Source organism: Thioalkalivibrio sp. ALMg9 (assembly GCF_000380625.1).
GTDB lineage: Bacteria > Pseudomonadota > Gammaproteobacteria > Ectothiorhodospirales > Ectothiorhodospiraceae > Thioalkalivibrio > Thioalkalivibrio versutus.
The window spans coordinates 102,240-125,578 of sequence record NZ_AQYC01000008.1 but is presented as its reverse complement, the minus strand read 5'-3'; the positions used below and the strand labels follow the sequence as shown (position 1 = coordinate 125,578).

Sequence of the window (23,339 nt, the reverse complement as noted above, 5' to 3'; positions counted from 1 at the left end):
GGTGTGCCCCAGAGTTGATTATGGGCCTGGCGCCGTTCAGGCTAACCCCAAAGTTGTATGACTGGAGAACAGAGTCCATGGGTATTGGTGGTATCAGCATTTGGCAGCTCCTCATCGTCCTGCTCATCGTCGTGCTGCTGTTCGGCACGAAGAAGCTGCGCAACATGGGTGGGGATATCGGCTCGGCGATGAAAAACTTCCGCCAGGCGGTCAAGGATCCCGACGCCGAGAAGAAGGAAGGCGAAGAAGACGAAGAGCCGCGCGAGGTCGAGAACCAGACCGACAGCGAAGGCCGGGTGGTCGACGCCGAGGTGAAGAAGAGCAGCGAAAAGGATTCCGACGCCTCGCAATCGGACAAGAAGTCCTGAGCCTCGCGCCCTGCGCGGCGGCCAGGCTCGAGCGATAGCCCATGTTCGACATCGGCTTCTGGGAAATCATCATCATCGTGCTGGTGGCGCTTCTGGTCGTGGGGCCGGAGCGTCTGCCCGGGCTTGCGCGCGAGATCGGGCGCTGGGTCGGCAAGACCCGGCGTTTCGTCCATAGCGTGCGATCGGACTTCGAGCAGGAGCTGCAGACCGACGAACTGCGCAACATGCTGAAGAGCCAGGATCGCGAGATCCGCCAGCTCAAGAACATGATGGACGAGACCGAGACCAGTCTGCGCGAGGATATCGAGGATATCGAGGATACCGAGCGGGACCTGCGCGAAGATATCGAGGGCAAGCCGAAGACCCGCAAGGATCTCTCCGGCAAGGAGCAAAAGGCCCTGGCCGAGAACAAGGCCAAGCCCGCGGTGCGGGACAAGCCATCCATGCGCAGCCCGGATGCGTCGGCGCGTGCTTCGGACACGGGTGCGCCGGAGGCAGCCGACGACGCGGATGCGCCCGAGGTTCGGCGTGTGCCCACCCAGGGCGATCTGGATGGCAACTTGATGACCGACGACCCGGCGCTGGCCGCCGAGCAAAAGGCGCGCGCCTCCGATGGCCCGCGTCCGGAGCGGACGAAACCGGCGGTGCGCGAACGGCGTACCCCGGACCCTGCCGAGTCACGGGGGGGCGAGGCCTCTGATCCCGAAGCGGATACCACCCACAACGACCAGACCCCTGACAAGCACTCATGAGCAAGACCAAACCGGGGGTCGAGCCGAGTCCGGAAGCGACCGAGACCCTGCTCACGCACCTGATCGAGCTGCGCGACCGCATCCTCAGGATGTTCATTGCCATCCTGGTGATGTTCCTGATCCTGTTCCCGTTCGCCAACCCGATCTACACCTGGTTGGCCGGCCCGCTGATGCAGCACCTGCCGGAAGGCACCAGCATGATCGCGATCGACGTGGCCGCGCCGTTCCTGATCCCGTTCAAGCTGACCCTGCTGCTGGCGGTGGTGCTCAGCATCCCCTACCTGCTGTATCAGGTCTGGTCCTTCGTGGCGCCCGGACTTTACTCGCACGAAAAGAGCATGGCGCTGCCGCTGGTGGCGTCGTCCACCGCGCTGTTCTATCTGGGGATGGCGTTCGCCTACTTCGTGGTCTTCCCGCTCATTTTCGCGTTCTTCACGGCCACGGCGCCCGAGGGCGTGGCCGTGATGACCGATATCTCGCGCTATCTGTCGTTCGTCATCATGCTGTTCATCGCCTTCGGCATTGCCTTCGAGGTGCCGGTGGCAACGATCCTGCTGGTCTCCATGGGGGCCACGACCCCGGCCAAGCTGTCGCAGAAGCGCCCCTATGTGATCGTCGGCGTGTTTCTGGTCGGCATGGTGCTGACCCCGCCGGACATCATCTCGCAGACCCTGCTGGCGCTACCGATGTGGCTGTTGTTCGAGATTGGCCTGATCCTGTCGCGCATCATGGAGCGCAAGAAGGCGCAACGCCGTGCGACTGCGGGCGGTGACGATGCGGCCGACGCCGATGATGGTCCGGACGACGATGGACCGGGTGGCGGCGGTGGTACGCCGCGCGGTGGCCCCGGCGGTTCGGGCAAGGCGTCCGGCACCACGCGGGCCACTTCGTCCACGGCGGCCGCATCCGCCGGCGGGGGCGCGAGCGCCGCCGCGCGCACCGGGTACACGCCGTTGACCGACGACGAGATGGACGCCGAGCTCGACCGCATCGAGGAAGAACAGGCCGAACTGCGTCGCCAGCGCGAGTCCGCGAGCACACTCGCCACTGACGCCCCCGCCGAGCCGGCGCCCGTGGCGGACGAGAGCCAGGGTGGCGAGGGCCCAGCTGACGACGGCCAGCCCGACGCGGACGCATCGCAGGAGGATGGCGATACGGCGCGCGATCGTTGAGTCACCGCGCCGGCGGCCGTATTTGTGCAGGCCTGCGCCCCCGCCAAGCATCGGAAGTTGCTAAAATACCCGGGTAACCCATTGACCCAGGTAATGATCCCGCGATGGCACACCCGCGTCCCACCCCCCGCCGCCCTGTCCTGCTGATCATCATGGACGGGGTGGGCGTGAACCCGTCCAAGCTGAACAATGCCTACGCCGAGGCCGATACGCCGCGCCTCGACGAGTACCTCTCCACTCATACCCACACGACACTGGACGCCTGTGGTCGCGCCGTCGGGCTGCCGGATGGGCAGATGGGCAACTCCGAGGTCGGGCATCTGACCCTGGGTGCGGGCACCGTGATCAACCAGGACCTGGTGCGTATCGACGACTCGATCACCGATGGCAGCTTCTACGAGAACGACGCCCTGGTCAGTGCTGCGCGCGCCGCGGCCGCGAAGGACCAGCCGCTGCATCTGATCGGTCTGGTGTCCGATGGTGGCGTGCACTCGCATATCCGCCACCTGCGCGCCCTGGTGGAGATCTGCCAGCGCGAGGGCGCGCGCCCGATGGTGCACATGATCACCGACGGCCGCGATACCGCACCCCGTTCCGCGCTCCACTACCTCGATCCGCTGGAGGAAGAGCTGGCGAACGCTGGCGGCGCCATCGCCACCGTGTGCGGGCGTTACTACGCGATGGACCGTGACAAGCGCTGGAAGCGCACGGAAAAGGCCTTCCGCGCGATGGCCTACGCCGAGGGGGAGGCCGCCGGTTCCGCGCGCGAGGCGATCGAGGCGGCCTATGCGGCGGGCGAGGACGACGAGTTCATCAACCCGCGCATCATCAACGGTGGCGAGCCGCTGGGACAGGATGCGGTCTGCGTGCTGTTCAATTTCCGTAATGACCGTCCGCGTCAGCTGACCGCGGCCCTGGGCATGGACGACTTCGACGGCTTCGACCGCGGTGACTTTCACCCGGTGTCCGAGACCTGCCTGACCGAGTACGACCCGCGCTTCCTGTCGCCGATCGCGTTCCCGCCGGAACGCCCGTCGACGACTCTGGGCAGCACCATCGCCTCCGCCGGCATCCCGCAGTTCCACTGTGCGGAGACCGAGAAGTACGCCCACGTGACCTTCTTTTTCAACGGCGGCAAGGAAGAGCCCTACGCCGGCGAGCAGCGCGTGATGGTCCCCTCGCCGTCGGTGGATACCTACGACGAGCAGCCGGAGATGAGCGCGGCCGAGGTCGCCGACCAGACCATCCAGGCGATGGAGAGCGGGCGCTACGGGTTCGTCCTGGTCAACTTCGCCAATGGCGACATGGTGGGGCATACGGCCAAGCGCGAGGCCCTGATCGAGGCCGTCCAGGTCCTGGATCGTGAGGTCGGGCGGGTGCTGGATGCGGCGAAGAGGCTCGAATATTCGGCGATCGTCACCGCGGACCATGGCAACTGCGACGAATACGTGGATCCGGTGACCGGGGCCCCGCACACCCAGCACACCATCTATCCGGTGATGTGCATGATTACCGACTCGCAGCGCTGGCGTCTGCGCACCGGCGGCGGCCTGGCCGATGTGGCCCCGACCGTGCTGGAGCTGATGGGCGTGCCCAAGCCCTCTGCAATGGGCGGGCGCAGCCTCCTGTTCGAGGAAGTGCCGGCCTCGGCCTGAGGGAGCGCGCCATGCACACACGCTACAGCGACACACCGGCCTACGATACGAAGGACGGCTCCGAGATCCGCGAGCTGATGCACCCTGACGTGCACGGCAATGCGGCCCAGAGCCTGGCCGAGGCGGTGGTCGAGCCGGGTGCCGTCACGCGCCTGCATCGCCATGCCCGCACCGAGGAGATCTATCACGTGACCCGCGGGCAGGGCGAGATGCGTCTGGGTGAGGAGACCTTCCCGGTGGCCGTGGGTGACACCGTCTGTATCCATCCCGGCACGCCGCACAACATCCTCAATACTGGCACCGAGCCGCTGCACATCCTCTGCAGCTGCTCCCCGGCCTACTCGCACGACGATACCGAACTGCTGTAGCGCCGATCGGCGCACATGCCGCCACCCCGCGTAAACCCCTGCCCCGTCATTGCGAGGAGGCGTAGCCGACGAAGCAACCTCCGTCCGGAACCGCCCGATCCCGGCCCGGCCCCCTGCCAGCTCCGGGAGGTTGCTCGCTTCGATCGCCCTGCGGGCCGGCCTGCGGCCGTTCAACGCAGCTTCGCTGCTTTTGTGCTTCGTCGCTTCACTCCTCGCAATGACGGGGGGCGATGCCGCGGTACGCGCCCCCTAAACGCCGTACTCGGCGCGGTACGCGCGCAGGGCCTCCAGGTGTTCGGGCGCGCGGCCCGTATCCTCCAGCATGGTCACGAGATCGGTCAGCCCGGCAACGCGGATGACCTGCAGGCCCAAGTCGGCTTCGACCTCCTGGATCGCCGAGCGCTCGCCGCGGCCGCGCTCCTCGCGGTCCAGGGCGATCGCCACGCCCACTGGCGTCGCCCCGGCCGCGCGGATCAGGTCCACCGATTCGCGGATGGCGGTGCCGGCGGTGATCACGTCGTCCACGATCAGCACCCGGCCCTGCAGCGGCGCGCCGACGATGTTCCCGCCCTCGCCGTGGTCCTTCGCCTCCTTGCGGTTGAAGGCCCAGGGGAGGTCCATGCCGTGATCGCGGAACAGCGCTTCGGTGACCGCCGCCGCCAGCGGGATGCCCTTGTAGGCGGGGCCGAACACCAGGTCGAATTCGATGCCGGAGTCCACGATCGCACGGGCGTAGAACTCGCCCAGGCGGGTCAGGTCGGAGCCGCGGTTGAACAGGCCCGCGTTGAAGAAGTACGGACTGGTCCGCCCGGACTTCAGCGTGAACTCGCCAAAGCGCAGGACGTCGCGTTGCAGGGCGTATTCCAGGAAGGCGTGGGCGGTCATCGGGGTGCTCCGGTCGTAAAACGCCGTATTCTGACACAGGGACACGCGGATTCCGCAGCCAGGCCCTTTCCCGCGCGTGCGCGCGCCGGTATCGTTCCCCGCCATGCGCATACTCTCGATGAACGCCAACGGCATCCGTGCCGCCGCCCGCAAGGGTTTCTTCGACTGGCTCCCGGGGACCGGGGCCGACGTGGTCTGCATCCAGGAGACCAAGGCCCAGATCCACCAGATCCAGGGCGAGCCCTTCCATCCACCCGGGTACCACAGTGTCTATGTCGATGCCGTAAAGCCCGGCTACAGCGGCGTGGCCCTGTACAGCCGCCGCCAGCCGGACGAGGTCATTACGCGTATCGGCTTCGAGGAGGCGGACAACGAGGGCCGGTATGCCGAGATGCGTTTCGGCAATCTGTCGGTGGTCTCGTTGTACCTGCCGTCCGGCTCCTCCGGCGATCATCGCCAGGATTCCAAGTGGCGTTTCCTGGAGTTCTTCCGGCCCTGGCTGACCGAGCGCATGCAGGACGGGCGCGAATGGGTGATCTGTGGCGACTGGAACATCGCCCACCGCGAGATTGACCTGACCAACTACAAGTCCAACCGCAAGAATTCGGGCTTCCTGCCGGAAGAGCGGGCCTGGCTGGACCACTTGTTCGACGAGATCGGCATGGTGGACGTGTTCCGGCGGCTGGACGAACGCCCGGAGCAGTACACCTGGTGGTCCAACCGCGGCCAGGCCTGGGCCAAGAACGTGGGCTGGCGCATCGACTACCAGATCGCCACGCCGGGCATCGCGGCCACCGCGCATGACCCGTACATCCATACCGACGATCGCTTCTCCGACCACGCGCCGTTCTGGATCGACTATGACTACCAGCCCTGATCGGGGCATTTTCCTCGCATTCGGTGACGTCCGCGCATGACCGGAGTCGCTGAAGCGCAGCGTCCCCCGAGCCGCGACTGGCGCGCGGCCCTGGCGGTCTACCGCCACCCACGGGTCATCGGGATGCTGTTCCTCGGCTTCGCCGCGGGGTTGCCGCTGCTGCTGACCGGCGGGACCTTCACCGCCTGGCTGCGCGATCTCGGGGTGGAGCTGGCCTCCATCGGCTTCCTGTCCTGGGTCGGCATGGCCTACAGCATCAAGGTGTTCTGGGCACCGGTGGTCGACCGCCTCGCCCTGCCGCTCCTGACCCGCGTATTCGGGCGCCGCCGCGCGTGGATGCTGTTCGCCCAGGCCGTGATCATCCTCGGGCTGGGCGGGATCGCCCTGACCGACCCGGTCGAACAGCTCTGGCTGGTTGCGGTTCTGGCCGTGCTCACCGCCTTTGGCGCCGCCACCCAGGACATCGCCATCGACGCCTATCGCATCGAGGCCGTCAGCCAGGAGCGCCAGGGCGCCATGGCGGCGGCCTACGTGTTCGGTTATCGCGTCGCACTGCTGACCGCGGGGGCCGGGGCGCTGCACATCGCCGCCGTCGGTAGCTGGAGCCTGTCCTATGCCGCCATGGCCGCGCTGATGCTGGTAGGTGTCGTCTGCACGTTGATCGTGCGCGAGCCCGAGGTCGCGAAACGCGATGCTGCCACGGCCCGGCTCGAGGATCGCGTGGTCCATTACCTCAACAGCACATCGGATACCGGCTGGTGGCGGGACCTCAAGGCCTGGGTCATCGGCGCGGTGGTCTGCCCCTTTGTCGAGTTCTGGCAGCGTTTCGGCCGCATCGCCCTCGTTGTTATCGCGTTTATCGCGGTCTTTCGCATCAGCGACATCTTCATGGGGGTGATGGCCAACCCGTTCTATCTGGACATCGGATTCACCAAGGAAGAGATCGCCAATATTGCCGCCGCCTTCGGCCTGGCCATGACCCTGACCGGTGCGGCCCTGGGCGGATTGCTGGTGGTGCGCTTCGGCATCATGCGCATGCTGATCGCGACCGCGATCCTGGCGCCGCTGACCAACCTCACCTTCTCCTGGCTGGCGACGCTCGGGCCCGAGACCTATGGGCTGGTGTTCGCGATCATGGCCGACAACCTCTCCGGGGGCATGGCGATTTCGGTGTTCATCGCCTATCTCTCCAGTCTGACCAACAGCGCCTACACCGCCACCCAGTACGCCCTGTTCAGCTCCATCATGACCCTGCCGGGGCAATTCCTCGCCGGCTTCACCGGCGTGCTGGCCGAACACATCGGCTGGGTCTGGTTCTTCGCCAGCTCCGCCCTGATCGGCATCCCCACCATCCTGCTCGCCTTCGCCCTGATGCGCTGGGCCAACCCCGACCGTATGCCCCAGCCCGGCCGACCAGATACCTCGCCGGCGTCCGCCCGCGAGTAGCCGCACCTGATCCCAGTGGCTTTCGGCGGGCACAAAAAAGCCCGCACCATTCGGTGCGGGCTCGGCTTCGCCCGAAGGCCGTCCGGCGACGACCTTCCGCGACCGCCCTTAGAAGTAATACCCGAAGTTGATGTTGATACGGGTTTCCCAGTCGTCGGTGGTATTGGCACCAAGCTGTTCGCCGTAAGGGGTATCACCGCCAACAAAGCCGTTGCCGTTGGAGTAAGCGAGGTCGGTGTAGATGTACCAGTTCCCCCGAGCCCAAGCGGCACCTAGAACCAGCAGGTCGCTGTTGTTGAAGTCGCTCTCGCGCTTCACTACGGAGCTGTATTCTGCGTACGGGATCACGTAGTCCAGCCACGGAATATTTGGAGTCTCGTGGTAGTAACTGGCCGAGACCGCTGGAATCCAGGCTTCTGCCGCTACTTCATTCCAGTAGTCGTAGGCCCCAAACTGCACTAGCTTGTCACTTCGGAAGACCTCGCCGCCTACATCGAGAAGATCATGCTCTTCTACGTCGTACTTGTAGTACGACAGTTGACTGGCAAGGGTCCAGTTGCCAAAGCGGTTAACTGCGTGTCCTGAGACCGCGAACATGTCGCCGTCGCTTTGAGGACCATTGCTCTTCAGCTCGCCATATTGTGCCGAGAAACCGACCTCGTGTTCAGTATTGGGGATGTTGTAAATCCCGCGGAAATTGACTTGGTTTCGTTCCTCGAAGCCTGTCCCGGTTTCGTCGACTACGTCGTAAGAGTATCGCGCACTGTCATCAGAGTTGTTGCCAGAGTAAGAGCCGGCATCCGAGTAGAAGTAGCCAACGTCCCACGTCCAGTCACCCATCGGCATGGTGTACTTGACGCCGAGGTTCATATTGTCGGAAAGACCAACGTAGTAATGCTGGTCGAAGAACCAGCTCTGGGAGACGCCGTACGCACCCGGCCCAAACGGTGCTCGGGTTACGCCCACCTCGAGCTGGTTCTCGTTTTCGAACCTATAACCTACCCAGCCAGTGTGCAGCATATTGTAGGAACTGGCGGCATCGTTGTACCAACGGTATTCCATCTTGCCGAGCCAGGGCCCATTCTCGTAGTCAAGGTTGATCCGGGCAGTATCGAGAAGGAAGTCGCCGCCCTTGTCCCAATCGCGTCGGTCTCCTTCATAGTCACCCACGGTGTAGTTCGCGCGCAGGGCGCCGCCGATCGCCAGGTTGCCGACCTGGATGCTGTCGTATTCCGCGGCAGCGACATTCGGGCCCAAAAACAGGGCCAGGGCAACGGCACCGGAAAGGGGTGCCAGGGTCCAGCTCATCGTCTTCTTCATTGCGATCCTCTCTGGTCGGGCGGTTCGGGTGTCGCCAGAGGCCATCCTGGGCGGACACGGAATGTGCGTCTGTGCGTCTTGATCGTAGCCGGCAACGTTTATAAGCAGTTTCTAATGCGTTGTAAACAAGATACGCGAGCTCGGCGCACTGTGGTGCGACCACCACACCCGCCCCGTGTTCCTCCTTGTGGCCCCGAGGGTTCGGGGCCCTTCGGTCGCGCGTCTCGGACCCGGCAGGGAGACGGGCTTCTCGCCGGGGCAGATACCCCAACTCACTTGTTTAGAGCCCGTGGCACGATTTCGCCAGTTCGACCTCGAGTTGCAATAAAACTATTTTTGTACAAAAATAAATAGACGAATGATTTATTGCGAGAAGTTTTCATGACCTCCACCCAAGCCGTGCACCAGGCACCCCAGGACGAATCCGGCACCCCTGCCGGTGCGCCGGCCGAGCCGGATGTCGCGCGGTCGGTAATCCGCCAGCTGCGCGTGATCATCCGCGCCCTGCAGGGGCATTCGCGGTCGGTGGAGCGCGCCTGCGGCATCAGCGCCTCGCAGCTGTGGGCGTTGTGGGAGTTGCAGCGCACGCCGGGACTGAACGTCAGCGACCTGTCGCGCCGACTATCGGTGCATGCCTCCACCACGTCCAATCTTCTGGACAAGCTGGAACACCGGGGTCTGATCGAGCGCCGGCGTCCGGAAAAGGACCAGCGCATCGTCCGGCTCTACGTCACCGATGCCGGGCTGGAACTGCTGGAGAGGGCACCGGCCGCCCCGCAGGGCGAACTGAACCGCGCCCTGCAGTCGTTGCCGAAGGGACGTCTCGTGGAGCTGGACCAGGGCCTGGACCTGCTGGTCGAGGCGATGAACACCACCGAGCCCAAGGCCGGCCTGCAGCCGTTCGACGGCAAGTCCTGAACCGTCTGCCGCGGAGGCCCTGATGCGATTCTTTCGCGTGCTGCTGCCGTTTCTTCTCTGCCTTCCTCTGGCGGCGGGTGCGCAGCCCACGTTTGATGCGCCACCCGAGCGCTCAACGGATGGCGGCTTCACCCTGGCGTGGGAGGCAGATGCGCCCGTGGTACTGGAGCAGGCCTCGGGTCCCGACCACGCGGATGCGCGCATCCTCTATCAGGGCGGCGATACCAGCACGGTCATCAGCGGCCTGCCCGATGGTGACTACCGGTTTCGCCTGCGCGCCGCGGATGCCGATCCGGACACCTGGGCCGATCAAGCCATGGTGTCGGTGGAGCATCACAGCCTGGCCCGAGCCTTCGGTTTTTTTGCCGTGGGCGCAGTCGTCTTTCTGGTCCTGATCGGGGCCATCCTGCGCGGGCGTCCGCGCAGCTGATTCACTTGGTCCAGCCCTGCCGATCCGTGTCGAGCTAACGTTCTCGCGTGATCCGGGGTGGGCCCGCTTTCGGAGGTATCCATGACGGATCTCAAGATCAACATGCAGCGCCTGCAGCAGGACATCAACGATCTCGCGCAGATCGGCCGCGATGCCGACCGGGGCCTGCATCGTCGCGCATTCAGCGACGGCGACCGCGCCGGGCGCGAGTGGTTTCGTGGGCGCCTCGAGGCCGCCGGCCTGGATGTCTGGCAGGACGGTGCCGCCAACCTGCACGGGCGCCTCGACTACGACGGCAAGCGGCCTGTAGTGGCCATGGGCTCGCATCTGGATACTGTGCCCGGTGGGGGGCCGCTGGATGGGGCACTGGGCGTGCTGATCGGGCTGGAGGTGCTGCGCACCGCCAAGGAGAACGCGGTCGACCTCGAGTACCCGCTCGAGGTGATCGACTTCACCGACGAGGAGGGCCGCTTCGGCGGCATGTTCGGCTCGCAGGCGATGGCCGGCAAGCTCACCCCGGAGAGCATCAGCCATGCGCGTGATCTCGAAGGCGTGACCCTGGTCGAGGCCATGGCCAACTGGGGGCTGAACGCCGACGACGCGCTGGCCGCGCGGCGCGATCCGCACAGCCTGCATGCCTTCATCGAGACCCACATCGAGCAGGGCCCGGTGCTGGACCGGCGCGGCCTCAGTGTCGGGGTGGTCGAGGCAATCACCGGCTTGTTCAAGTGGGAGGTGCGCCTGAAGGGCCAGCCCAACCACGCCGGCACCACGCCGATGGACATGCGTATCGATCCCTTCCAGGGTCTGGCGGAGTTCGGCGGCGAGATCAATCGCCTGATCGAGGAGCACGGCAGTCCGAACTCGCGCGCCACCATCGGCCGCGTGGAGCTGGCACCGGGGGCGGCGAATACCGTGCCGGGCATGGCGACCTTCTCCTTCGAGGTGCGCGACACCGACGAGAAGGTCCTGACTGCGCTGGCCCATGCGGCCCGGCGCACCCTGTCCAGCCTGGCGCGCCGACGCGACCTGATGTTCGAGTTCGACGTCCTCTCCGAGATCGATCCGGTGCGTTGTGACCCCGGCGTCGTGCAGACCATCGAGGCGCAGGCCGAACGCATGGGGCTGGAGTACATCACCATGCCCAGCGGTGCAGCCCACGATACCCAGAGCATGAGCCGCATCACCCGCACGGGCATGATCTTCGTGCCGAGCCTGCAGGGGCGTAGCCATTCCGCCGCGGAATGGACAAACTGGGAAGACATCGAGACCGGCGCCAACCTGACCCTGCAAAGTGCCCTGGCGTTGGCCGCTCGGCAATAAATCGCGACGAGAGGAAGCGCCCGGAATGGCCGAACACGACAACGTCACCCAGTTGACCGACTACGACTCCCTGGATCCGCTGCGCGAGCAGTACCAGGAAAGTCTGATCACCACGCCGGTGCTGCGTCAGGAGTTGCGGGAGCACCATGTCGCCCTGCTGTGCATCGACTTGCAGTATCTGGATGCCGCGCGCGGCCACGGCGTGTTCGCGAACTCCGCCGACTCTGGCGTGCCGCTGGAGGCCCAGGAGTATTACTTCAATCGCCTGGAGCAGACGGTGCTGCCCAATGTGCGCCGCCTGCAGGATGCCTTCCGCGAAGAGGGGCTGGAGGTGATCCATACCCGTATCCGCTCGCTGACCCATGACGGCCGCGACCGCAGCCCGGGCCACAAGCGCCTGAATCTGCATGCCGCCCCCGGCTCCAAGGATGCCGAGTTCGTCGAAGAGGTGGCCCCGGTCGGGGACGAGATCGTGCTGGACAAGACCGCCAGCGGGGTCTTCAACTCCACCAACCTCCACTACATCCTGCGCAACCTGAACATCAGCGCGCTGTTCATCGTGGGCGTGTATTCCAACGAGTGCGTATCCACCGCCGTGCGGGATGCCTGCGACCTGGGCTTTTATGTCACCCTGATGGACGACGCCACGGCCACGGTGACGCCGGAGATGCAGAAGGCCACGCTCACGACCATCAAGGACCGCTACGCCCGCGTGATGACCACCGACGAGGCGATCCGCGAGATCAAGAAGGTGCAGGAGGCTTCGTGACCGGTCTCGACGACCCGATCCTCCCGACCTCCATCGCCTGGGGGCTGCTGGCGGCGTTCAGCGTCCTCTGGGTGGTGCTGGGCTGGTGGCTGGGTCGTCGCAACAAGACCGCCGAGGATCACATGCTGGCGGGGCGCAACGTCGGCCTGGCGCTGGCCACCGCCACCGCGATGGCTACCTGGGTCACCGCCAACACCACGATGACGGCCCCGCAGCTGGCGCTGCAACTGGGCGTCTGGGGCATGCTTGGCTACTCGCTGGGGGCCCTGGGCCTGATCCTGTTCGCGCCGCTGGCGCGGCGCATCCGCGAACTGATGCCCGAGGGCTTTACCTCCGGCGACTTTATCCGGCTGCGCTACGGCAAATTCACCTGGCGGGTGTTCCTGGTGGTGTCATTGATCTACGCCTTCGGCTGGCTGGTCTCGATGGCGATGGCCGGCGGCGTGCTGATCAACGCCCTGGCCGGCATCGACTACCGCGTGGGCATGACCGTGATTTTGACCGTCTGCGTGCTCTACACCCTGCTGGGCGGCCTGCGCGCGGTGATCGGGACCGACTTCATCCAGACCGTCATCATCATCGCCGGCGCGGCGTTCATCGCCTGGCTGACCATCGACAAGGTCGGCTTCGAGGCGATCCACTTCAACCTGATGGAAGAGCGCCCGGAGCTGCTGAACCTGCTGTTCCCGGCCGCGATCATGTTCCTGTTCAACAATCTGCTGTTTGGCGTCGGCGAGATCTTCCACTCCAATGTCTGGTGGTCGCGCGCCTTCGCCTTCGGCCGCAACGTGGGCTTCCGGGCCTACCTCTTTGGCGGCCTGCTGTGGCTGCCAATCCCGATCGTGGCCGGCTTCATCGCCCTGGCCACGCCAGCGCTGGGCCTCAACGTGCCCGCCGCGGACATGGTCGGGCCGCTGGTGGCCGCCGAGGTGCTGGGCCTGACCGGGGCGATCGTGGTGTTCATCGTGGTCTTCGCCGCGCTCGCCTCCAGTCTCGACTCGCTGCTGGCGGCCACCTCGGACCTGGTGACCCGTGACATCTACCGCGGCCACATCCGCCCGCAGGCCAGCGAACAGCACCAGTTCCACGCGACCAAGGTGATCGTGGTGCTCCTGGGCCTCGTGACCTGGCTGGCGGCCAGTTACCGCGGCGAGCTGCCGATCGTCGGCTCGCTGGCCGAGCTTCTGTACTTCACCGGCGCCTTCGTGGCCTCCGCGATCTGGCCGATCGTCGCCGGGCTGTACTGGCAGCGGGCGAACCCGCAGGGCGCGGCCTGGTCGATGATACTGGGGTCGGGCATTGGCCTGGCCAGCTACTTCCTGATTGGATTCTATGTGGCCGCGCTGGTCGGGGCCGCTGTCTCGCTGGCCGTGATGGTGCTGAGCACCTGGCTGATGCCGCGGCCATTCGACTGGGGCCGCCTGGCCCGTCCGGACGGCGAGGTGGCCGCATGACGATCTCCATTACAGCCCTGTCCGTGATCGTGATCATCGCCACACTGGTGGCGAGCCTGACCCCGATCCTGCTGATTGCCCTGTTTATCCGCGACTGGAAAAAAGGATGCCTCTGGTGAACTACACCGAAGATCCCCTGCACGTGCTCCACCCGAAAGACGGCGCCGCCGGTACCGACCGGCCGAAGGCGTTGCTGGCGGCGGTGGAGGAAGACCCCGACCCGCTTCTCAAGCTGGCGGCCTCGCATGTGGTCTCCAGCCAGCAGTTCTCGCGCGACGAGCTGCTGCAGCTGTTCCGCCTGGCGGCGCAGTACGAGACCACGCCGGCGCTGATGCACCTGCCGCTGGCGGGCAAGATCCTGATCAGCGCGTTCTACGAGCCGTCCACGCGCACGCGGCTGTCGTTCGAGAGTGCCTGGCACCGCCTGGGCGGCTCGGTCATGTCGATTACCGACCCCAAGAGCACCGGTATTGCCAAGGGGGAATCGCTGGCGGACATCGCGGAGATGTTCAACAACTACGGCGATGTTCTGGTCCTGCGCTCCTCCGACGGCGAGGCCGCGCACAACATGCTGGAGAACCTGCGCATCCCGCTGGTGAACGCCGGCAACGGGATCGACGAACACCCGACCCAGGCGCTGGCGGACGTCTACGCCCTGGCCAAGTGGCGCCCGGAGCTGTTCACCGGCGAGGTGGCCCCGGAGCAGCGCATCAAGGTCGGCATCATCGGGGTGCCCTCGCGCATGCGCACGGTGCGCTCCCTGCTGCGCCTGTTGAGCCTGTTCCCGCAGGCGATCGACGAGATCGTGCTCGTCTCGCGCGAGGACGAGAATTTCGATCCGGGTCAGCGCGAGGAACTGGAAGAGGCCGGGATCTCGCTACGCGTGGTGCACGACCTGGACCCGGCGCTGCCGGATCTGGATGTCGTGTACATCAACGCGATCGCCTGGGTGGGTGACACCTTCGAGGCGATGGGCGAGGGGCTGAAGCTGGATCGCCACTCCCCGCTGAAGGAGGGCGCAGTGGTCCTGCATCCGCTGGCGCGAGGTGAAGAGCTGTCCACCGACCTCGATGCCACCCCGCACAACTGGTATTTCGCCCAGGCTCGCGGGGCCGTATTCGTGCGCATGGCGCTGCTGACCACGGTGGTACGCCGCATCAGCGCGGTGATGGATACCCCGGACGGCTGACGCCGCCTTTTAGTTGAATCGCGAGCGGCGTGGCGCGCCGGGCCTGCCCGGCCCGCGCCCCGCTCGCCCCGAACGGATAACCAAGGAGACATGCCATGTGTGGCATTGCAGGAATCTTTCACGCCGACCCGACCCGCAAGGTCGACCCGCAAACCCTGGTCAACATGGCCGCGATCCAGTATCACCGCGGCCCCGACGGCTTCGGTTACCGCACCCAGGATGACCGCGGTGTGGGCTTTTCCCATGCGCGTCTGTCGATCATCGACCTGGACGAGAACCGCGGCCGTCAGCCGTTCTGCATGGACAGCGGCGAGATCATGACCGCGGTCAACGGCGAGCTGTACGACTACAAGCGCATCCGCACCGATCTCACCTCGCGCGGGGTGAAGTTCCGCACCAAGAGCGACTCCGAGATGGTCATGCACCTGTACCAGCGCGAAGGGCTGGAGGACGCGGTCAAGCATTTCCGTGGCGAGTTCGCGATCTCGCTGTACGACCGCAAGCACGACCGGCTGATACTGATCCGCGACCGCTTCGGCATCAAGCCGCTGTACTTCACCGAGGCCAACGGCAGCTTCGTGTTTGGCTCCGAGCTGAAGGTGCTGTTCGCCAACCCCGATGTGCCGCGCCAGTTTTCCGATGACGGCCTCTACCACCAGCTGATGCAGACCATGGTGCCCGGCACCACCGCCTTCGAGGACATCCAGCAGGTGAAGCCCGGCCACATGGTGATCGTCGAGCGCGCCCACGGGAAGCTGAAGATCCGCCAGGAGAAGTACTGGGACATGGACTTCCCGCTGGCCTCCGAGCGCCCGCCCGAGAGCGAGACCGACGAGGAGTACTGGATCGAGGGCGTGCGCGACCAGCTCATGGAGGCGGTGCAGTTGCGCCTGGAGGCCGACGTGCCGGTCGCCTGTTACCTCTCCGGCGGGATCGACTCCTGCATCACCCTGGGGCTGGCCTCGGCCAGCCAGCAGGCGCCGGTCAAGGCCTTCACCATCGGCTTCGACAACGACGACTATGACGAGACCGCGATCGCCCGCGAGATGGCCGAGAGCGTGGGTGCCGACCAGGACATCATGACCCTGGACGCCAACCACCTCTACGACAACTTCGAAGAGGCCCTCTGGCACGCCGAGCGCACCATCTACAACACCCTGGGTGTCGCCAAGTTGCTGATGAGCCGCCACGTGAACAAGGCCGGCTACAAGGTCGTCGTCACCGGCGAGGGTTCGGATGAGCTGTTCGGCGGCTATCCGGCCTTCCGCCGCGACATGTTCCTGCACGGCCTGGATACCCTGCCGGAGGCCGACCGCCAGGCCTGGCAGCAGATGCTGAACGAGTCCAACGAGCTGGTCTCTGGTGCGATGCTGGCCGAGGACGAGGTCAACGACCCCGACTTCACGCAGATGATGGGCTTCACCCCGTCCTGCCTGCAGCCGTGGCTGGCCGCGGCCGACCACGTGCCGGGCCTGCTGCACCCGAAGCGCCGCGAGCGCATGCAGGACTACAAGCCGGGCAAGGCGATCGCCAACGCCCTGGATGACGACATGCTGGAAGGCCGGCATCCGCTGGACAAGGCTCAGTACGTCTGGATCAAGACCATGCTGGAGGGCCAGATCCTGACCTGGGGCGGCGACCGCATGGACATGGCCAATTCGATGGAGGCGCGTCCGCCGTTCCTCGATCACCACCTGGCCGAGTTCGCCGCCCACCTGCCGCCGACCATGCGCATCAAGGGCTCCACCGAGAAGTACGTGTTGCGCGAATCGATGAAGGGCCTGTTGCCGAAGGTGCTCTACGAGCGCGAGAAGTTCGCCTTCATGGCGCCGCCCGCGCACACCGACCCGGTCAAGTGGGCGGCGATGAAGGCCCTGGCCGATCGCTATCTGTCCCCGGAGAAGGTCGCCGAGGCCGGGTTGCTGGACCCGGAGGGCGTGCGTCAGGTGTTTGAGCTGCACGAGTCCGAGGACACGCCGGCCGCCACCCAGGTTCAGCTGGACGCGGTGATCAACCACATGATCGGGGTCCAGGTGCTGCACGACAAGTTCGTCGCCACCGACATCCCGGCGCTGGCGCGGCAAAAGGCCGAGGAGTTCGGCTGGCACGCCTGATCACGGGTGCAAGCCTCGAGTGACCCAGAAGGCCCCGCGGACGAAGATCCGCGGGGCCTTTTTCGTTCTAGCCAACAAGGCCGGTCGGGGGCTCGACGGGGGTGAGCGCCCTCATCCGTTGCCCGCCGCGCACGGATCGCGCTCGACCGGCACAAAAAAGCCGCCCGCGGCCAGGGGCCGGGGGCGGCTGATGGCTTCGCGGCCCCGAGGGGCCGGAAGCGGCTGCCTTACAGGCTGTAGTACATGTCGAACTCGATCGGATGGGTGGTCATGCGCATCTGCGTGACGTCTTCCATCTTCAGGTCGATGTAGGCATCGATCATGTCGTCGGTGAACACGCCACCCTGGGTCAGGTATTCGCGATCCTGGTTCAGGGCTTCCAGCGCCTGGTCCAGCGAATGGCAGACCTGCGGAATGCCCTTCTCTTCTTCCGGCGGCAGGTCGTAGAGGTTCTTGTCCATCGCATCGCCCGGGTGGATCTTGTTCTGGATGCCGTCCAGGCCGGCCATCAGCATCGCCGCGAAGGCGAGATACGGGTTGGCGGTGGAGTCCGGGAAGCGCAGCTCGACGCGACGGCCCTTCGGGTTCATGACGAACGGGATACGCAGCGAGGCGGAGCGGTTGCGGGCGGAGTAGGCCAGCATGACCGGTGCCTCGAAGCCCGGCACCAGACGCTTGTAGCTGTTGGTGGACGGGTTGGTGAAGGCATTCAGCGAGCGGGCGTGCTTGATGATCCCGCCGATGTAGTACAGCGCGGTCTCGGACAGGCCGCCGTACAGGTCACCGGAGAACAGGTTCTTGCCGTCCTTGGACAGCGACTGGTGCACGTGCATGCCGGAGCCGTTGTCACCGACGATCGGCTTGGGCATGAAGGTCGCGGTCTTGCCGTGGACGTGGGCCACGTTCTGGATCACGTACTTCAGGATCTGCACCTCGTCGGCCTTCTGCGTCAGGGTCGCGGGACCCACGCCAATCTCGCACTGGCCGGCGGTCGCCACCTCGTGGTGGTGCACCTCGGTCTCGAGGCCCATCTCGGTCAACACTTCGCACATGGTGGAGCGGATGTCGTGCAGGCTGTCGACTGGCGGGACCGGGAAGTAGCCGCCCTTCACGCCCGGGCGGTGACCGATGTTGCCGTCCTCGTAGACGCGTTCGGAGTTCCAGGAGGCCTCCTGGGAATCCACGCGGCAGTAGGAGCCGGACAGGGTGGTGCCCCACTTCACATCGTCAAAGATGAAGAACTCGTTCTCCGGGCCGAACAGCGCGGTGTCGGCGATGCCGGTGCTTTGCAGGTAGGCCTCGGCGCGGCGCGCCAGGGAGCGCGGGCAGCGGTCGTAGCCCTGCATGGTGGCCGGTTCGACCACGTCGCAGCGGATGTTCATGGTCATGTCTTCGAAGAACGGATCGAGGACCGCGGACTCGGCGTCCGGCATCAGGATCATGTCGGACTCGTTGATCCCCTTCCAGCCGGCGATCGACGAGCCGTCGAACATCTTGCCTTCCTCGAAGGTCTCTTCGTCGATGTCGTGGGCCGGCACGGTCACATGCTGTTCCTTGCCCTTGGAGTCGGTAAAACGGAAGTCGATGAAGCGAACTTCCTTTTCCTTGATCTGGTTCAGCACGTCGGCTGCGGACATGGGGATCTCCTTGGTCTTTACTTGGGTATTCAAAGGTGGCCGGCCGGCCCGTCGGGCGCTTGCGCGGCGTCGCGATTCATTATGCAGGCATCATGCCATCCGGTCCTGTTTGGCCCGGGCGCGCGAAAAACGGGCACCCGGGGCGCCCCGCCACATCCTGTATGCACCAATCTGGTGCCTTATATGCACAACTTTCGTGCGCATCTTTGGTGGCGCGCACCTAATGAGTGCAGGGCCGATAGAGTAGCGTGACCTCGCCCAGCATGTCGCCTACCCCGGGATGGCGGTGCAGCCGGTCGGCCAGGGCCTGGGTGCGGGCCTCGAGGTCTGCCGGGGTGGCTGCCCCGTCAAGGCGCAGGGTCAGCGTCACGTGTACCCGACCGCCGAGATAATGCAGCGACAGGTGCTCCACCGCATCCAGCTCCGGGGCGTCCGCCCAGGCCTCGCGCAGCGCCTCCACCAGCGTCGGGCGCAGCGGCAGCATGGAACTCCGGGCCTGTTCCGCGTCGTTTTCCGGATCCACGTGCACGGTGATGTCGTTCACCCGGTCATGTGCATCGGTCACCGCGTGGAACACCGCATCGGCGATCCGATGGCCCTCGGAGACCGAGATCATCGGCGCGACCTGGATATGCACGTCCACGACGACTTCGCTGCCGTGGCGCCGCGTGCGCAGCATATGCGCATCCTTGACCCCGGGCACATCCATGATCGTGCGGTGGATGCGCTCGACCTTCTCCGGCTCCAGGGCCGTGTCGATCAGCTCCGCCGCGCTGCGTACGATCAGCCGCCCGGCGATATGCAGGATGAACAGCGCGACGATCAGCGCCGCGAGGGCATCCGCCCACGGGAACCCGGCCACCGCAGCGGCCACCCCGGCCAGCACGAACAGCGACGAGATCGCATCCGTGCGGTGATGCCAGGCGTTGGCATCCAGCATCCGCGACTTCAGGCGCTTCGCCACCCGGTGGGTGTACTGGTACAGGCCTTCCTTGGCCACCAGGGTCAGCAGGGCAAAGGCGATCGCCATGTTTGCGGGGCCGGTCATGGCCTCGGGCTCGACCAGGCGGTTGCCGGCAGCCCAGGCAATCGCCAGACCCGCGAGCGCCAGAAAGACTCCGACGATCACCGTGGCCAGGGTCTCGATCCGCGCGTGACCGTAGGGGTGTTCCTGATCGGGGGAGGCGGCGGCCTTGCTTGCCGCGAACAGCACCACCCCGTCGGTGATCAGGTCCGACAGGGTATGCACGCCGTCCGCCACCAGGGCCTGCGAGTTCAGCAGCCAGCCACTGACGAGCTGCGCCACGGCGAGGAAGCTGTTCACGGCCGCGCCGACCAACGTGACCCGGCGGGTATCACGATAGCGCTGGCCGCTCTCCGGCGTGACCGAAGGTCCGGAATTGGCGAGGGGGTCGCTCAGGGCCACTCTCCCGAACAGAATCAAGGCCCCAGTATGGGCGCGCTTTGGCTGCATGCAAAACGCCCGCGCCAACGCGAGCGGTGGCCGTGGCCGAAGCCGGGCCGATATACTGTCGGCTTTGCCCTGACCCGGGATCCCGCATGTCGCAAGAACGCACCCCGCCCAGCAGTCCGACCTTCCAGGACCTGATCCGCCGCCTGCAGGACTACTGGAACGATCACGGCTGCGTGGTCCTGCAGCCCTACGACATGGAGATGGGCGCGGGGACCTTCCATCCGGCGACCTTCCTGCGCTCCATCGGGCCGGAGCCGTGGCGCGCGGCCTATGTGCAGCCGAGCCGCCGCCCGACCGACGGGCGCTACGGCGACAACCCCAACCGTTTGCAGCACTACTACCAGTTTCAGGTCCTGCTGAAACCCTCGCCGCCGGACATCCAGGCGCTCTACCTGGGCTCGCTGGAGGCGCTCGGGTTCGACACCCTGACCCACGACGTCCGCTTCGTCGAGGACAACTGGGAGTCCCCGACGCTGGGCGCCTGGGGTCTGGGCTGGGAGGTCTGGCTGAATGGCATGGAGGTCACCCAGTTCACCTACTTCCAGCAGGTGGGCGGACTGGACTGCCACCCGGTCTCCGGCGAGATCACCTACGGCCTCGAGCGCCTGGCGATGTACTTGCAGGGGGTGGAGAGCGTGTTTGATCTGGTCTGGACGATCGGGCCCGACGGCCGCGCGATCACCTACGGCGACGTCTACCACCAGAACGAGGTGGAGCAGTCCACCTACAACTTCGAGCATGCCGACCGCGACGCCCTGTTCGCCGCCTTCGACCAGCACGCGACCGAGAGCGATCGCATGATCGAGCTGGGCCTGCCCCTGCCGGCCTACGAGCAGATGCTGCGCGCCTCGCACAGCTTCAATCTGCTGGATGCGCGCGGCGCGATCTCGGTCACCGAGCGCCAGCGCTATATCCTGCGCGTGCGTGAGCTGTCGCGGAACGTCGCCCGGAAATACTACGAGTCGCGCGAGGCCCTGGGCTTCCCGCTGTGTGCCGAAGACGACGCGAACAAGCCCGACGCCGCCTGAATCCCGCAATCCCGCGCCGGCCGGCCCCCTGGGTCGCGCGGCGCGTACTGGACCCAACCTGGACCCAACATGGCCGAAGCCCGAGAACTCCTGATCGAACTTGGCACCGAGGAGCTGCCCCCGACCGCCCTCGCGCGCCTGCGCGACGCCCTGGCCGAGGGCCTGACCACCCGCCTGCGCGAGGCCGGGCTGGAGCCGGGCGAGCCCGAGGCCTTCGCCACCCCGCGGCGCCTGGCCGTGTTGTTCCCGAGCGTACCCGCGCGCCAGCCGGACCAGCTGCAGGAGCGCCGCGGCCCGGCGGTGGCCGCGGCCTTCGACGATGCCGGCGAGCCGACCAAGGCCGTGCTGGGCTTTGCCCGATCCTGTGGTGTCGAGGTCGAGCGCCTGGAGCGCGAGACCACCGACAAGGGCGAATACCTGGTGTTTCGTCAGCTGCAGCCGGGGCGCGCCCTTGGCGAACTGCTGCCGGAGATGCTGGAGGCCGCGCTGGACGCCCTGCCCACACCCAAGCGCATGCGCTGGGGCAGCAGCCGTACCGAGTTCGTGCGGCCCGCACACTGGCTGGTCGTACTGCACGGGCCCGAGGTGCTGGAGATGACCGTGCTGGAACAAACAGCGGGTCGGGAGACCCACGGCCACCGCTTCCATCAGCCCGGCGCCCTGGAGCTCAAGCGCGGGAACGACTACGCCGAGCGGCTGCGTCGCCCGGGGTTTGTCGAGCCGTCTTTCGAGGCGCGCCGCGAGCGCATCCTCGAGCAGGTCCACGAGCAGGCGAAGGCCCTGGGTGGGCGTGCGCTGGTGGATGCGGACCTGCTGGACGAGGTGACCGCGCTGGTCGAGTGGCCGGTGGCGCTGACCGGCGGCTTTGATCCGCGTTTCCTGGATGTCCCGCAGGAGGCGCTGATCTCCACCATGCAGGACAACCAGAAGTACTTCCCGGTGGTCGACGAGGCCGGCCGCATGCAGCCGCACTTCATCGTGATCAGCAACATCGAATCGCGTGATCCGCACGCGGTGCGCGACGGCAACGAGCGCGTGTTGCGCCCGCGCTTCGCGGATGCCGAGTTCTTCTGGCAGCAGGACCGCAAGAAGCGCCTGGAAGAGCGCCTGGAGGCGCTGGACTCGGTCGTGTTCGAGAAGCGCCTGGGCACGCTGCGCGACAAGTCCATGCGGCTGGAGGCCCTGATGCAGCGCCTGGCCGGGCTGATGGGCCTGGACGCGACCCTCGCCGCGCGCGCCGCACGTCTGGCCAAGTGCGACCTGGTTACCCAGATGGTGTTCGAGTTCACCGAGCTGCAGGGCACCATGGGGCGTTACTACGCCCTGCACGACCGTGAGGACGAGACCGTCGCCGCCGCGATCGAGCAGCACTACTGGCCGCGCCAGTCCGGCTCCGAGCTGCCGGACGCCCCGCTCGCCCAGGCGCTGGCGCTGGCCGATCGTCTCGACACCCTGGTCGGCATCTTCGCCATCGGCAAGCAGCCCAGTGGCACCAAGGACCCGTTCGCCCTGCGCCGCGCCGCGCTGGGGCTGGTGCGCATCCTGGTCGAGCGCGAACTGCCGCTGGCCTTGACCCCCTTGCTGCAGGCCGCCGCCGAACCCATCCGCGAACCCGTGCCGGAGGCCGATCAGGCCGTGGAACCGGTACGCGAGTACATCCTCGAGCGCCTGCGCGGGTACCTGCTGGAACAGGGGCAGGCGCACGAGACTATCGAGGCGGTGGCCGCGGTCGCGCCGGATGCCCCGCTGGATTTCGTGCGCCGCGTGCGCGCGGTCAGCTTGTTCCGCGAGCGCCCGGAGGCCGAGGCCCTGGCCGCCGCGAACAAGCGGATCCACAACCTGCTGCGCAAGGCCGGCGAGGAGGCCGAGGCGGAACTCGATCCGGAGGCCCTGGCGCTGGACGAGGAGCGTCAGCTGTACCAGGGCCTGCAGGCCGTGCGTCCGGGGGTCGAGCAGGCGGTGGCCGACGGTGACTACCTGCATGCGCTCGGCGAACTGGCAGGCCTGCGAGACCGGGTGGACACCTTTTTCGACCAGGTGATGGTGATGGCCGAGGACGCCGCAGAGCGGCGCAACCGCCTGGCCCTGCTGCGTGAACTGCGTCGCGCGTTCGAGACCGTGGCCGACATCGGCCGCCTGGCGACGGGGTAGGGCCGGGCG

21 protein-coding genes are annotated in these 23,339 nt (G+C 66.3%); 17 read left to right on the top strand and 4 right to left on the bottom strand.

Annotated features, from left to right (window positions below):
• The first annotated feature begins 77 nt into the window (after positions 1-77).
• The 5 genes from tatA to F792_RS0105805 all read left to right on the top strand — a co-directional run bounded on the left by tatA (position 78) and on the right by F792_RS0105805 (position 4,315).
• Positions 78-368 carry a twin-arginine translocase TatA/TatE family subunit gene (tatA, locus tag F792_RS0105825; RefSeq protein ID WP_018144923.1) on the top strand — a complete coding sequence of 97 codons (291 nt, stop codon included), beginning with the start codon at positions 78-80 and terminating at the stop codon, positions 366-368.
• 41 nt (positions 369-409) lie between these two features.
• Positions 410-1,120: a Sec-independent protein translocase protein TatB gene (gene tatB / locus F792_RS0105820; RefSeq protein WP_018168772.1), complete on the top strand. Its 711-nt coding sequence runs from the start codon at positions 410-412 to the stop codon at positions 1,118-1,120.
• A complete protein-coding gene (gene tatC / locus F792_RS0105815; protein WP_018168771.1) occupies positions 1,117-2,292 on the top strand; it encodes a twin-arginine translocase subunit TatC in 1,176 nt (391 codons plus the stop codon). The genes tatB and tatC overlap by 4 nt, the downstream gene beginning before the upstream one ends.
• A 104-nt stretch (positions 2,293-2,396) precedes the next feature.
• The gene (gene gpmI / locus F792_RS0105810) at positions 2,397-3,947 is read left to right on the top strand and encodes a 2,3-bisphosphoglycerate-independent phosphoglycerate mutase (protein ID WP_018144920.1); all 1,551 of its coding nucleotides are present in this window, start codon (positions 2,397-2,399) and stop codon (positions 3,945-3,947) included.
• An 11-nt stretch (positions 3,948-3,958) separates the two neighbouring features.
• Positions 3,959-4,315 carry a cupin domain-containing protein gene (locus F792_RS0105805; RefSeq protein WP_018168770.1) on the top strand — a complete coding sequence of 119 codons (357 nt, stop codon included), beginning with the start codon at positions 3,959-3,961 and terminating at the stop codon, positions 4,313-4,315.
• Between the two features lie 249 nt (positions 4,316-4,564).
• Here F792_RS0105805 and pyrE read toward each other — a convergent pair whose 3' ends face one another.
• On the bottom strand, positions 4,565-5,200 hold the full coding sequence (gene pyrE / locus F792_RS0105800; RefSeq protein WP_018168769.1) for an orotate phosphoribosyltransferase: 636 nt from the start codon (positions 5,198-5,200) through the stop codon (positions 4,565-4,567).
• A gap of 103 nt (positions 5,201-5,303) precedes the next feature.
• Here pyrE and F792_RS0105795 point away from each other — a divergent pair, with 103 nt between their 5' ends.
• Together F792_RS0105795 and F792_RS0105790 are read left to right on the top strand one after the other, a co-directional pair.
• The gene (locus F792_RS0105795; RefSeq protein WP_255349456.1) at positions 5,304-6,077 is read left to right on the top strand and encodes an exodeoxyribonuclease III; all 774 of its coding nucleotides are present in this window, start codon (positions 5,304-5,306) and stop codon (positions 6,075-6,077) included.
• A 36-nt stretch (positions 6,078-6,113) separates the two neighbouring features.
• Positions 6,114-7,523: an AmpG family muropeptide MFS transporter gene (locus F792_RS0105790; protein WP_018168767.1), complete on the top strand. Its 1,410-nt coding sequence runs from the start codon at positions 6,114-6,116 to the stop codon at positions 7,521-7,523.
• A gap of 108 nt (positions 7,524-7,631) precedes the next feature.
• Here the strand turns inward: F792_RS0105790 and F792_RS0105785 are convergent, their stop codons facing one another.
• Positions 7,632-8,843 (bottom strand): hypothetical protein, encoded by a 1,212-nt coding sequence (locus F792_RS0105785; protein WP_018168766.1) that lies wholly within the window; start codon positions 8,841-8,843, stop codon positions 7,632-7,634.
• A gap of 381 nt (positions 8,844-9,224) precedes the next feature.
• Here F792_RS0105785 and F792_RS0105780 point away from each other — a divergent pair, with 381 nt between their 5' ends.
• The 8 genes from F792_RS0105780 (at position 9,225) to asnB (ending at position 17,040) form a co-directional block, all read left to right on the top strand.
• Positions 9,225-9,761, top strand: a complete 537-nt coding sequence (locus F792_RS0105780; RefSeq protein WP_018168765.1) for a MarR family winged helix-turn-helix transcriptional regulator — start codon at positions 9,225-9,227, stop codon at positions 9,759-9,761.
• Positions 9,762-9,783: 22 nt separating this feature from the next.
• Positions 9,784-10,191 carry a hypothetical protein gene (locus tag F792_RS0105775; RefSeq protein WP_018168764.1) on the top strand — a complete coding sequence of 136 codons (408 nt, stop codon included), beginning with the start codon at positions 9,784-9,786 and terminating at the stop codon, positions 10,189-10,191.
• Between the two features lie 81 nt (positions 10,192-10,272).
• A complete protein-coding gene (locus F792_RS0105770) occupies positions 10,273-11,514 on the top strand; it encodes a Zn-dependent hydrolase (RefSeq protein WP_018168763.1) in 1,242 nt (413 codons plus the stop codon).
• 25 nt (positions 11,515-11,539) lie between these two features.
• Positions 11,540-12,283, top strand: a complete 744-nt coding sequence (locus tag F792_RS0105765; protein ID WP_018168762.1) for a cysteine hydrolase family protein — start codon at positions 11,540-11,542, stop codon at positions 12,281-12,283.
• Positions 12,280-13,737, top strand: a complete 1,458-nt coding sequence (locus F792_RS0105760) for a sodium:solute symporter family protein (RefSeq protein WP_018168761.1) — start codon at positions 12,280-12,282, stop codon at positions 13,735-13,737. The genes F792_RS0105765 and F792_RS0105760 overlap by 4 nt, the downstream gene beginning before the upstream one ends.
• Positions 13,734-13,856, top strand: coding sequence for a hypothetical protein (locus F792_RS15050; RefSeq protein WP_018168760.1), 123 nt, complete (start codon positions 13,734-13,736; stop codon positions 13,854-13,856). Before F792_RS0105760 ends, F792_RS15050 begins: the two co-directional genes overlap by 4 nt.
• On the top strand, positions 13,844-14,926 hold the full coding sequence (locus F792_RS0105750) for an aspartate carbamoyltransferase (protein WP_018144908.1): 1,083 nt from the start codon (positions 13,844-13,846) through the stop codon (positions 14,924-14,926). The genes F792_RS15050 and F792_RS0105750 overlap by 13 nt, the downstream gene beginning before the upstream one ends.
• A gap of 95 nt (positions 14,927-15,021) precedes the next feature.
• Entirely contained in the window at positions 15,022-17,040 is a 2,019-nt protein-coding gene (asnB, locus tag F792_RS0105745; RefSeq protein WP_018168759.1) for an asparagine synthase (glutamine-hydrolyzing), read from the top strand.
• Positions 17,041-17,267: 227 nt separating this feature from the next.
• On the opposite strand, the gene glnA is transcribed toward asnB, so the two are convergent.
• Positions 17,268-18,677: a glutamate--ammonia ligase gene (gene glnA / locus F792_RS0105740; protein ID WP_018168758.1), complete on the bottom strand. Its 1,410-nt coding sequence runs from the start codon at positions 18,675-18,677 to the stop codon at positions 17,268-17,270.
• Positions 18,678-18,897: 220 nt separating this feature from the next.
• Positions 18,898-20,151, bottom strand: coding sequence for a cation diffusion facilitator family transporter (locus F792_RS0105735; RefSeq protein WP_026305912.1), 1,254 nt, complete (start codon positions 20,149-20,151; stop codon positions 18,898-18,900).
• Between the two features lie 86 nt (positions 20,152-20,237).
• Here F792_RS0105735 and glyQ point away from each other — a divergent pair, with 86 nt between their 5' ends.
• Both glyQ and glyS read left to right on the top strand, forming a co-directional pair.
• Positions 20,238-21,179 (top strand): glycine--tRNA ligase subunit alpha, encoded by a 942-nt coding sequence (glyQ, locus tag F792_RS0105730; RefSeq protein ID WP_018168756.1) that lies wholly within the window; start codon positions 20,238-20,240, stop codon positions 21,177-21,179.
• Positions 21,180-21,248: 69 nt separating this feature from the next.
• Positions 21,249-23,330 carry a glycine--tRNA ligase subunit beta gene (glyS, locus tag F792_RS0105725; protein WP_018168755.1) on the top strand — a complete coding sequence of 694 codons (2,082 nt, stop codon included), beginning with the start codon at positions 21,249-21,251 and terminating at the stop codon, positions 23,328-23,330.
• The last annotated feature ends 9 nt before the right edge of the window (positions 23,331-23,339 follow it).